Source organism: Methylocystis suflitae, assembly GCF_024448135.1.
In the GTDB taxonomy this organism is placed as follows: domain Bacteria; phylum Pseudomonadota; class Alphaproteobacteria; order Rhizobiales; family Beijerinckiaceae; genus Methylocystis; species Methylocystis suflitae.
Genome location: NZ_JAMRYX010000166.1, coordinates 25,447 through 35,797, shown reverse-complemented (window position 1 = coordinate 35,797; position 10,351 = coordinate 25,447). Strand labels below are relative to the sequence as shown.

The 10,351-nt window shown below is 64.1% G+C and carries 8 protein-coding genes; 5 read left to right on the top strand and 3 right to left on the bottom strand.

Annotation, left to right across the window (positions count from 1 at the left end):
- The coding region (locus NEI07_RS12505) for a transglycosylase domain-containing protein (RefSeq protein WP_256034951.1) at positions 1-2,030 on the bottom strand (2,030 nt) is incomplete at its 3' end.
- A gap of 107 nt (positions 2,031-2,137) precedes the next feature.
- Here NEI07_RS12505 and NEI07_RS12500 point away from each other — a divergent pair.
- On the top strand, positions 2,138-2,296 hold the full coding sequence (locus NEI07_RS12500; RefSeq protein ID WP_256034949.1) for a hypothetical protein: 159 nt from the start codon (positions 2,138-2,140) through the stop codon (positions 2,294-2,296).
- Positions 2,297-2,326: 30 nt separating this feature from the next.
- Here the strand turns inward: NEI07_RS12500 and NEI07_RS12495 are convergent, their stop codons facing one another.
- Both NEI07_RS12495 and NEI07_RS12490 read right to left on the bottom strand, forming a co-directional pair.
- Complete coding sequence (locus tag NEI07_RS12495) at positions 2,327-2,623, bottom strand: helix-turn-helix domain-containing protein (protein WP_256034948.1); 297 nt, start codon at positions 2,621-2,623, stop codon at positions 2,327-2,329.
- Positions 2,624-2,633: 10 nt separating this feature from the next.
- Entirely contained in the window at positions 2,634-2,981 is a 348-nt protein-coding gene (locus tag NEI07_RS12490) for a type II toxin-antitoxin system RelE/ParE family toxin (RefSeq protein WP_256034946.1), read from the bottom strand.
- A 337-nt stretch (positions 2,982-3,318) separates the two neighbouring features.
- Here NEI07_RS12490 and dnaN point away from each other — a divergent pair, with 337 nt between their 5' ends.
- From dnaN to glgB, 4 genes are all read left to right on the top strand, one after another.
- A complete protein-coding gene (gene dnaN, locus NEI07_RS12485; protein WP_256034944.1) occupies positions 3,319-4,437 on the top strand; it encodes a DNA polymerase III subunit beta in 1,119 nt (372 codons plus the stop codon).
- Between the two features lie 38 nt (positions 4,438-4,475).
- A complete protein-coding gene (locus tag NEI07_RS12480; RefSeq protein ID WP_256034942.1) occupies positions 4,476-5,327 on the top strand; it encodes an OmpA family protein in 852 nt (283 codons plus the stop codon).
- A gap of 101 nt (positions 5,328-5,428) precedes the next feature.
- Complete coding sequence (locus tag NEI07_RS12475) at positions 5,429-7,924, top strand: glycogen/starch/alpha-glucan phosphorylase (protein WP_407659897.1); 2,496 nt, start codon at positions 5,429-5,431, stop codon at positions 7,922-7,924.
- 194 nt (positions 7,925-8,118) lie between these two features.
- Complete coding sequence (gene glgB, locus NEI07_RS12470; RefSeq protein ID WP_256034940.1) at positions 8,119-10,317, top strand: 1,4-alpha-glucan branching protein GlgB; 2,199 nt, start codon at positions 8,119-8,121, stop codon at positions 10,315-10,317.
- Positions 10,318-10,351 lie beyond the last annotated feature (34 nt).

Here is a 10,351-nt window from a genome sequence, read left to right as displayed (position 1 = left end):
GGCGCTGGCGCCGGTCTCGCGGATTGCGGCCGGGGCGCGGGCCTCGACTCCCCGGTGAACAAGCCGATGAGGTCGTCCATCGGCTTGGCGATTTCCTCGGGGAGCGCAATGTTCTCCGACCGCCAGGCGCCCGAGGGCAGTCCGGCGACGGGCTGGCCCTTCAAAGCGACGCTCATGAAGCGGCTCCAGATTTCGACCGGCAGATTGCCCCCGGAGGCTTTTTTCGTCGGCGAGTTGTCATCATTGCCGAGCCAGACGCCGGCGACCAGCCGGCCGGTGTAGCCGACGAACCAGGCGTCACGGAAATCCTGGCTCGTTCCGGTTTTGCCCGCGGCGTCCCATCCCGGAAGCTCGGCCTTGCGGGCGGTGCCGGTGAGCAGCGTCTCCCGCATCATGTCGTTCATCATCGCCACATATTGCGGCGCGATGACGCGGCCGAGCGACGCGTTCTTGCGCTGATAGAGCGTCTTGCCGGCGGCGGTCTTCACCTTGAGTATGACATGCGGCTGGACGGCGATCCCGCCATTGGCGAAGGGCGCATAGGCGGCGACGAGCTCGAGCGGCGTCACCTCCGACGTGCCGAGCGCGATCGAGGCGTTCGCCTGCAGGTCGGACTGGACGCCGAGGCGATGCGCGGTCTTCGCCACGGCCTTGGGGCCGACTTCCAGGCCGACGCGCACGGCGACGGTGTTGAGCGACAGCGACAGCGCCTTGGCGAGCGTGACGGGTCCGAGATACTGATGACTGTAGTTTTCGGGCCGCCAGCCTTTGACGTCGAGCGGACCATCCTCGCGCACGGACTCAGGGGTTAGTCCCTGTTCGAGCCCCGTCAGATAGACAAAGGGTTTGAAGGCGGAGCCGGGCTGGCGTTTCGCGGAGACCGCGCGATTGAACTGGCTGGCCGAATAGTCGCGTCCGCCGACGAGCGCTCGAATCGCGCCGGTGGGATCGAGGGCGACGAGCGCGCCCTGAGCGACGCCGAATTTGGCGCCCTTCTCGTCGAGCTCCTGCTTGAGCGCGCCTTCCGCCGCCATCTCCATGCGCGCGTCGATCGTCGTCGAGACGACGATATCCTGGTCGATGGCGCCTATCGTGTCGTCGAGCATGTCCATGACATAGTCGGCCGCGTAATTGATGGACCCCGCGCCGATATCGCTCCGCGCGCGTGCAGAATGCGACAGCGCCGTCGTCGCCGTCGACTCGCTGATATGGCCTTCCTGCGCCATGGCGGCGATCACTTGGGCCGCGCGCTCGGCCGCGCCCTCCGGATTGCGGTCCGGCGCGAGCTTGCTCGGCGCCTTCATCAGGCCGGCGAGGACGGCGGCTTCAGACAAAGTAATGGTTTTCGCGCCATGGCCGAAGTAGCGCTCGGCCGCGGCTTCGACGCCATAGGCGCCGGAGCCGAAATAGACGCGGTTGAGATAAAGTTCGAGGATCTGGTCCTTGGAATATTTGTGCTCAAGCCAGAGCGCGAGAATCGCCTCCTGGATCTTGCGCGAGATGGTTCGCTCCTGGGTCAGGAACAGGTTTTTGGCGAGCTGCTGCGTCAGGGTCGAGCCGCCCTGCATGCCGCCGCGGCCTGTGACGTTGCGAACGATAGCGCGGCCGATGCCGATCGGATCGACCCCCCAATGTGAATAGAAGCGGCGATCCTCTATGGCGATGAAGGCCTTCGGGACATAGGGCGGCAGATCCGCGAGCCGGACCGCCGCGCCGCCCGTGTCGCCGCGGTTGGCGAGGAGCTCGCCGTTCACGTCGAGGATGGCGATATTGGGCGGGCGCTTGGGCACCGCGAGCTGGTCGATCGGCGGCAATCGCGCGCCGTAATAGACGGCGAGGCCGCCTCCCGCGATCGCCCCCCAGAGCGCCAGCGTGAAGCTCCAATAGATGAGCGCGCCAAAGAGCGAGCGGGAGCGTCGGCGTGACTTGGCGCGGGCGCGCGGGCGGGGCGGCGGACGACGCTCGGCGCGCAATTCGCCGTCGTCGTCGTCGTCGAACCGCGGTTCGCGACGCTTATCGGTGCGCGCCATCGGATTCTCGCCTGTCGCCGCCGCACGGCCTGAAATGCCTGATGAAGCGTAACGACGGCCATTTAAGGGCGGGTTAAGGGCAGAGGATCTTACACGAGAACAGCGAAATGCTGCGCGATGCGCTCCGGCTTCGGGAGCAGCGCGAGAATCCTGCGCGTATGTCGCGCGCGACGCGTGTCGGGCCGATCCGCACGCCGTACCTTATCGACATTGCGCTTTCCCTTTTACGTTTGCGCCGCAAACGCGAGACACGCGGGCTGTTGTAAAGCCCGCTGTCCTTATTGAGCCAGATACCGTCACGCCAAATCAAGCGTCAGCTTGAGGCCGAGAATTTCAGCAGCGCGCTGCAGGGTGACGAGCGTCACGTTTCCATCTTCGGGATTCAGCAGGCGGTTCACTTGGCTGCGGCTGGTTCCCATGCGTTCGGCCATGCGTTTGCGCGAGAGTTTCTGCGCTTTCATGGCTTCGCCCAGCCGCCACGCCAGCACCTCTTTAATCGCCACGGCCTGAAACGTTTCGCGCAGGCCCTGCTCATCAAGGAAAGCGTCGAGGGTGGACAAGTCCGCCGCCGAACGTGGTTTTACAGTTTTCATGTCGCCCTCCCTATTCGAATTCCCGTTTCCGTTTCCGCGCCAACTCTAAATCGCCCTGCGGCGTCTTCTGGGTTTTCTTTATGAAGCCGTGCAGCGCTAAAATCCGGCCTTCCGCAAAGCAGAAAAGCACCCGCGCAATTCGCCCGCCGGCCAGGTCGCTTCGCACTTCCCAAAGTCCGCCGCCCAATGGCCGACAGAGCGGCATCCCGACTGGCCAACGAAATTGCACGCGCATCAGGTCTTGCCCGATGATGTTCCGGTCAGCTTCATCCAGCTGACGGAGCCAGTCGCGCACGACCTCCACACCAGCCGCAGTTCGATAAAAGACGACAGCTATCTTCGGCGGCGCAGACGCCATAAATGACCTATATAAGGTTCATGTATCATATATTGTTCAGATATTGCAAGGTCTGAGGAAAGGACGGCTGTCATCGAGCGGATGGGTCATCGCGTCCATGCCGAAACGCTCGTAGAAACCCGTAATGCGGCTTTCAGCGCTGCGCGAAAACGGACCGCGAATGTCCGCGGCATGCGCGACCCGGCGGTTCGGCTGAGCTGACCCTCGCACTTATGCACAATCATTCGCTTAGACCGTCACCCGCCCTTGCGCTTCCATCGCTGCCGCGCCAAAGTCTCCGCCCCGACGCGGCGACCTGCCGCGCCGCAAGAATAATATGCGGACGGATTTCCCGGCGATGAAGGTCACCATCGAGAGAGCGGCGCTGTTGCGGGCGCTCGGCCATGTTCACCGCGTGGTGGAGCGCCGCACGACCATTCCGATCCTGGCGAACGTGCTGCTGTCCGCCAAGGACGGCGCGCTGACGCTCAAGGCCACCGATCTCGATCTGGAAATTACCGAGAAGACCCCGGCGGAGGTGTCCCAACCGGGCGCGACGACTCTGCCGGCGCATACGCTCTACGACATCGTGCGCAAGCTGCCGGAGGGCGCGCAGGTCTCTTTGGAGGCCACCGGCGACGCGGGACAGCTGACGCTGCGCTCGGGGCGTTCGCGGTTCAATCTCTCGAGTCTTCCCGAAAGCGATTTTCCCGACGTCACCTCCGGCGACTTCAGCCATAAGTTCGCGCTCGCGCCGGCGGATCTCAAACGGCTGATCGAAAAGACCCAGTTCGCCATCTCTTCCGAAGAGACGCGCTATTATCTCAACGGCATCTATCTCCATACGCTCGACGTCGAAGGGCGGCCCATGCTCCGGGCCGTCGCGACCGACGGCCATCGTCTGGCGCGGCTGGAGCTTCCCGCGCCTGAAGGCAGCGCGGGCATGCCGGGCGTCATCTTGCCGCGCAAGGCCGTCACCGAAGTGCAGCGTCTCATCGAGGACGCGCAGGGAGAGGTTTCAGTCGAGCTTTCGATCAACAAGATGCGCTTCACGTTCGGCGACGCGCTGCTGACGACGAAGCTGATCGACGGCACGTTCCCCGATTACGGGCGCGTCATTCCCGCCGGCAATGACAAGCGGCTCACCGTCGAGCGCGACGTCTTCGCCAAGGCGGTCGATCGCGTCTCGACGATCTCCTCCGAGCGCGGACGCGCCGTCAAGCTCTCGCTCTCCGACAGCAAGCTCGTGCTGTCCGTCACCAATCCGGACCAGGGTTCGGCGGTGGAAGAGCTCGAAGCCGACTATGACGGGCCGCCGCTCGATATCGGCTTCAACGCCCGCTACCTCCTGGACATCACCCAGCAGCTCGACAGCGACACGGCGCTGTTCAAGCTCGCCGACCCCGGCTCGCCGACGCTGGTGCAGGATCGCGACGGCGCCACGGCGCTCTACGTCTTGATGCCGATGCGCGTTTAGGTCTTGGAGAGACGCCTCCAGCCCGTTAGGGTCGGCGCGTGCTTGTTGAATTGCCTCGCCTCTGGCCATGGCTTCTCGCCTGTTTCGCCATCGGCGCCGCCGCCGGGGCATTGACTCGGCGCGCGCCTGAAAATGGCCTCGTCGCCCGCTGGCTGGTGTGGACCGCGCTTGCTTTCGGCGTCGGCGTGCTTGTCGTTCGTCTCGGCGCGCTCGACGCCGCCGCGGCTTTGGTCGAGGGCGCCCTCGCGGCCTATGCGGCCTTGATTATTGGCGCCGCGCTCGGCGCGTTGGCGCAGCACCGGACGATCTGGGCGCATGAGGGCTGGGCCGTGGGGCTGGTCGCCGCCTCGCTCCTCTGGGTCGGAGCGGTCGTGATCGGCCAGTCCGACCCGGACGAGCGTCGCCGCTTCGCCGCGCCGCCAAACAGCGCGGGCGCCGACATGCCGCCCGCAACGTCGCCGCCTGCCGATGAAACGGCGACCGCCGGCGCGACACTATCGCCAGTCCACGCGCAAGGGCCGAGCGCGCCAGCCACGGCCATATCCGGCGGCATGACGCTCGCCGATTGCAAAGCGGCGCTCGAACAATCGTCGACTCCGGGCGAACTCGCCTTCGCCAAAGGCAGCGCGCGGTTAACGTCTTCGTCGGCGCGCGCGCTCGACAAGGCGGTGGCGGTCATTCGCCGGTGCCCGGAATACGCGACGATCGAGGTTCGAGGGCATGTTCGCGGTTCCGCCGCCAGAGCGCACAATGACGCGCTGGCGCAGAGACGCGCAGAGGCGGCGACGGGCTATCTCGAGGATCAGGGCGTCGGCGGGCGCCGCATCGTCGCATCCCGGGGCGAACCGGATCAGGCGGAAAACCGCGCCCTCACTTTTGAGGTTCGGTGAGTCGGGATCGGCGCCTCGACTTCAGGCGCCGGCGCGGCCCGGTAGCGCCAAATTCCAATTCTACTTAAAACACCCGCTTCTGAGACATGCCCTTCTAAAACATGTCTTGGACCGGAAAACCGGTCCATCGCGAAAGGATCGCCTTGAACGCTTTCGACCCGCCAGAGGCCGCCCATAAGGCCGTCGTCGCCGCGCTGCGCGACGACGTGCAGCGGCGCCTCACTTATACGGTCGGCAAGGACAACGCCGACGCCAGTCCGCGCGACTGGTTCGTCGCGACCGCGCTTGCGACCCGCGATCGGCTCGTACCTTGTTGGCTCGCGTCGACGAAGCGCAATTATCGGGAAGACCGGCGTCGCGTTTATTATCTCTCGCTCGAATTTCTCATTGGCCGTCTGCTCATCGACACGCTGACCAATCTCGGCCTGACCGAGGCGATGCGCGACGCGCTCGCCGAACTTGGCGTCGACCTCGACATGCTGCGCGCGCTGGAGCCGGATGCGGCGCTCGGCAATGGCGGCCTCGGGCGCCTCGCCGCCTGTTTCATGGACAGCATGGCGACTCTCGAAATCGCCGCCATGGGATATGGCATTCGCTACGACCACGGCCTGTTTCGGCAGACGCTTAAGGACGGCTGGCAGCACGAATATCCCGAAGACTGGCTCTCCTTCGGCAATTCCTGGCAATTCCCGCGGCCGGAAATCACCTATGACGTCGGCTTTTTCGGCCATGTCGAAAGTTCGCGCCTCGCCGACGGCATGCTGGCGCATGTGTGGCGGCCGGGCGAGACCATCGTCGCCGTCGCCTATGACACGCCCGTCGTCGGGTGGCGCGGCAAACATGTCAACACGCTGCGGCTGTGGTCGGCGCGGGCGCCTGACGCGCTGCGCCTCGACGCCTTCAATCAGGGCGATCACGTGGGCGCGCAATCGGAGCAGGCGCGCGCCGAAGCTATTTCCAAAGTTCTTTATCCAAGCGACTCGACGCCCGCGGGACAGGAGCTGCGGCTGCGGCAGGAATATTTCTTCGCCTCGGCCTCCTTGCAGGATCTGATCCGCCGCCACCTGAGACAGACCGGCGACATCCACAGGCTCGCCGAGAAGGTGGCGATCCAGCTCAATGACACGCATCCGGCGATCGGCGTCGCCGAGCTGATGCGTCTTCTCGTCGACGTCCACGGCGTTGAATGGAAGGAAGCCTGGCGCATTACCCAGGCGACCTTCTCCTACACCAATCACACGCTCTTGCCGGAAGCGCTCGAAACCTGGCCGGTCCAGCTGATGGAGCGGCTGTTGCCGCGCCACATGCAGATCATCTATCTCATCAACGCCATGCACCTCGACGCATTGCGTGAGAAGGGCGCGAGCGACCCGGCGACGCTCTCCTCAGTGTCGCTCATCGACGAACGTAACGGACGGCATGTCCGTATGGGTCACCTGGCGTTTCTGGGTTCGCACAAGGTGAATGGCGTCTCGGCGCTGCATAGCGCGCTGGTCAAGGAGACGGTGTTCAAGGATTTCCATCGGCTCTATCCCGATCGCATCGTCAACAAGACCAATGGCGTCACCTTTCGCCGCTGGCTGCTCGAAGCCAATCCGCCGCTGTCGCGATTGCTTGCCGACACGATCGGCGCGGGCGTTTTCGATGAGCCGGAGCGACTGATCGAACTCGAAAAGTTCGCCGATGACGTCGAGTTCCAGAACCGATTTGCGGCGGCCAAGCGCGAGAACAAGACCCGTCTCGCGACGACAATCTTCGAGCGCGTCGGCGTCGGGGTCGATCCTGCCGCGCTCTTCGACGCGCAGATCAAGCGCATCCATGAATATAAGCGCCAGCTTTTGAACGTGCTCGAAGCCGTCGCGCTCTATCAGGACATCATCGCGCAGCCGGCGCGCGAATTTGCGCCGCGGGTGAAGATCTTCGCCGGCAAGGCGGCGGCGAGCTATCATCAGGCGAAGCTCATCATCAAGCTTGCGAATGATGTGGCGAAGGTCGTGAACGCCGATCCGGCGACGCGCGGCCTTTTGAAGATCGTGTTCCTGCCGAACTACAATGTGAGCCTCGCCGAGACGATCATTCCGGCGGCCGATCTTTCCGAGCAGATTTCGACTGCCGGCATGGAGGCGTCCGGCACCGGCAATATGAAATTCGCGCTCAACGGCGCGCTCACCATCGGCACGCTGGACGGCGCCAATGTCGAAATCCGGGAGCGCGTCGGCGACGAAAATATTTTCATCTTCGGCCTCACGGCGCAGGAGGTGGAGGCGTGCCGTGCGAAGGGCATCGACGCGCGCGAGACGATCGCCGCCAGTCCGCGTCTCGCCGAGGCGCTGCGGGCCATCGCCGCCGGGGTTTTTTCGCCCGACGATCCGCATCGCTACGCGCAGCTTGTCGATACGCTGACCTATTACGATCACTTTCTGGTCGCGAAGGACTTCGACGCCTATTGGGAGGCGCAGCGCCGCGTCGACGCGCGCTGGCGAGATCAGAAGGCGTGGCGGCGGTCGAGCATTCTCAACACGGCGCGGGTTGCATGGTTTTCCTCCGACCGCACGATCCGCGAATATGCGCAAGAGATCTGGAATGTCGCCGTGTGAGGCGCAGTTCCCTCTCCCAAAGGGAGAGGGTGGCCCCGCGAAGCGGGGTCGGGTGAGGGGTTTGACTGGTGATGCTTTCCTCGCCAAACCGTACGCGGCTCTCATAAGTTGCATGTGTGTAGCCCCTCACCCGGCTTGCTGCGCAAGCCACCCTCTCCCAATGGGAGAGGATTGACGCGAAACGATTCCGACTAATGGACTGGCGCGCTTCCGCAGACGACATCGACGCGATCCTCGGCGCGCGCCATGGCGACCCCTTCGCCGTGCTCGGCCTGCATGAAACGCCCGCGGGCTATGTGATCCGCGCGTTCGTTCCAGGCGCGACGAGCGTGGAGGCGATTGCCCCCGACGGCGCCAGGATCACGCCGCTGAGTCGCGTTCACGCCGACGGCTTCTTCGAAGGACTGACGCCGCTGAAGACGCGCGCGCCATATCGCCTTGTCGCCTCGAACGACGCCGCGCGATGGGATTTCGCCGACCCTTACGCATTTTCCCCGGTGCTCGGTTCCACAGACGACCATCTGCTCGTCGAAGGCGCCCATCAGAAGCTCTATGAAAAGCTCGGCGCGCATGTGCTGGCGCATGAGGGCTTGGAGGGAACGCATTTCGCCGTCTGGGCGCCGAACGCGAGGCGCGTCTCCGTCGTCGGCGACTTCAACCAATGGGACGGCCGCCGCGCGCAGATGCGCAAGCGGATCGACAGCGGCGTCTGGGAGATTTTCATTCCCGGCGTCGGGGCGGGCACGAATTACAAATATGAAATCATCGGGCGTCACGGCGAACTGTTGCCACTTAAAGCCGATCCGTTCGGCTTCGAGGCGGAGCTGCGGCCGTCCACCGCTTCCGTCGTCACGTCGAACGCGCCCTATCAATGGGGCGACGACACTCACATGCGCGCGCGCGCCGAAGTTGACCCGCGGCGCTCGCCCATGTCGATTTACGAAGTTCATCTGCCGTCGTGGCGGCGCGGCGAAGACGGTCGCTTTCTCACCTATGACGAGCTTGCCGATCAGCTCGTGCCCTATGTCGCCGATCTCGGCTTCACCCATATCGAGCTGATGCCGATCAATGAACATCCGCTCGACGCCTCCTGGGGCTACCAACCGATCGGGCTCTTCGCGCCGACGCGCCGGCACGGCGACTCTTACGGCTTTCGCCGTTTCATCGACCGCGCGCATCAGGCGGGCCTCAGCGTCATTCTCGACTGGGTGCCGGCGCATTTTCCGACCGATGAACATGGCCTTGCCCATTTCGACGGCGGGCCGCTCTATGAGCATGCCGATCCCAAGCGCGGCTTTCATCCCGACTGGAACACCGCGATCTATGATTACGGGCGGCGCGAGGTGGCGAATTTTCTCATCGCCAGCGCGCTCTATTGGCTCGATCGCTTCCACATCGACGGGCTGCGCGTCGACGCTGTCGCCTCCATGCTCTATCTCGATTATTCGCGAAAGCCGGGTGAATGGTCGCCCAATCCCGACGGCTCCAATGACAATCGCGACGCCGTCGCCTTTCTTCAAAGGTTCAATGAACTGGTCTACGCGCTCTACCCCGGCGTCGTGACCATCGCGGAAGAATCAACCGCCTGGGGTGGCGTGACGCGCCCGACATATGCAGGCGGACTCGGCTTCGGCTTCAAATGGAACATGGGGTGGATGAACGACACGCTGCGCTATCTCTCATCCGACCCTGTCCATCGCAAATGGCGCCACAACGAACTGACCTTCGGTCTGCTCTACGCCTTCACCGAGAATTTCGTGCTGCCGATCTCCCATGACGAGGTCGTGCACGGCAAGGGCGCGATCATCGGCAAGATTCCCGGCGACGAATGGCGCCGCTTCGCGACCGCGCGCGCCTATTATGGCTTCATGTGGGGACATCCCGGCAAGAAGCTCCTGTTCATGGGGCAGGAATTCGGCCAGACCGGCGAATGGAATTTCGCAAGCGGCCTCGACTGGCGCCTGCTCGATTTTCCGCCGCATCGGGGACTTCAGGCGTTCATTCGCGATCTCAACCGCATCTATCGCGATCACGAAGCGCTCTATGCGCGCGACTGCGAGGCCGAAGGCTTTCAGTGGATCGTCGCGGATGACGCGGAGAGCTCGGTATTCGCCTTCGCGCGTTTTGGCGCGGATCGTTCCCGCGCGATCGTCGTCGTCACGAATTTCACGCCGGTGACGCGCAGCGCCTATCGGCTCGGCTTGCCGCGCGCGGGACGCTGGCGTGAACGCGTCAATTCCGACGCCGCGATCTATGGCGGCTCTGGACTTGGCAATCTCGGCGCGATTCATGCGCGCAGCGAGGCGTACCGCGACTTTCCCGCGAGCGCCGAAATTCTTCTGCCGCCGCTGTCGACTCTCTTCTTCGCATTCGAAAGCGATGCTCTACAATAAGCGGCGAATCGCGCCGCCGTCGATGGGAACTGGC

Coding starts and splice junctions, on each gene's coding strand:
- NEI07_RS12500 (WP_256034949.1), top strand. CDS start 2,138: ATGCTGCGCGATGCGCTCCGGCTTCGGGAGCAGCGCGAGAATCCTGCG.
- NEI07_RS12495 (WP_256034948.1), bottom strand. CDS start 2,623: ATGAAAACTGTAAAACCACGTTCGGCGGCGGACTTGTCCACCCTCGAC.
- NEI07_RS12490 (WP_256034946.1), bottom strand. CDS start 2,981: ATGGCGTCTGCGCCGCCGAAGATAGCTGTCGTCTTTTATCGAACTGCG.
- dnaN (WP_256034944.1), top strand. CDS start 3,319: ATGAAGGTCACCATCGAGAGAGCGGCGCTGTTGCGGGCGCTCGGCCAT.
- NEI07_RS12475 (WP_407659897.1), top strand. CDS start 5,429: ATGTCTTGGACCGGAAAACCGGTCCATCGCGAAAGGATCGCCTTGAAC.
- glgB (WP_256034940.1), top strand. CDS start 8,119: ATGGACTGGCGCGCTTCCGCAGACGACATCGACGCGATCCTCGGCGCG.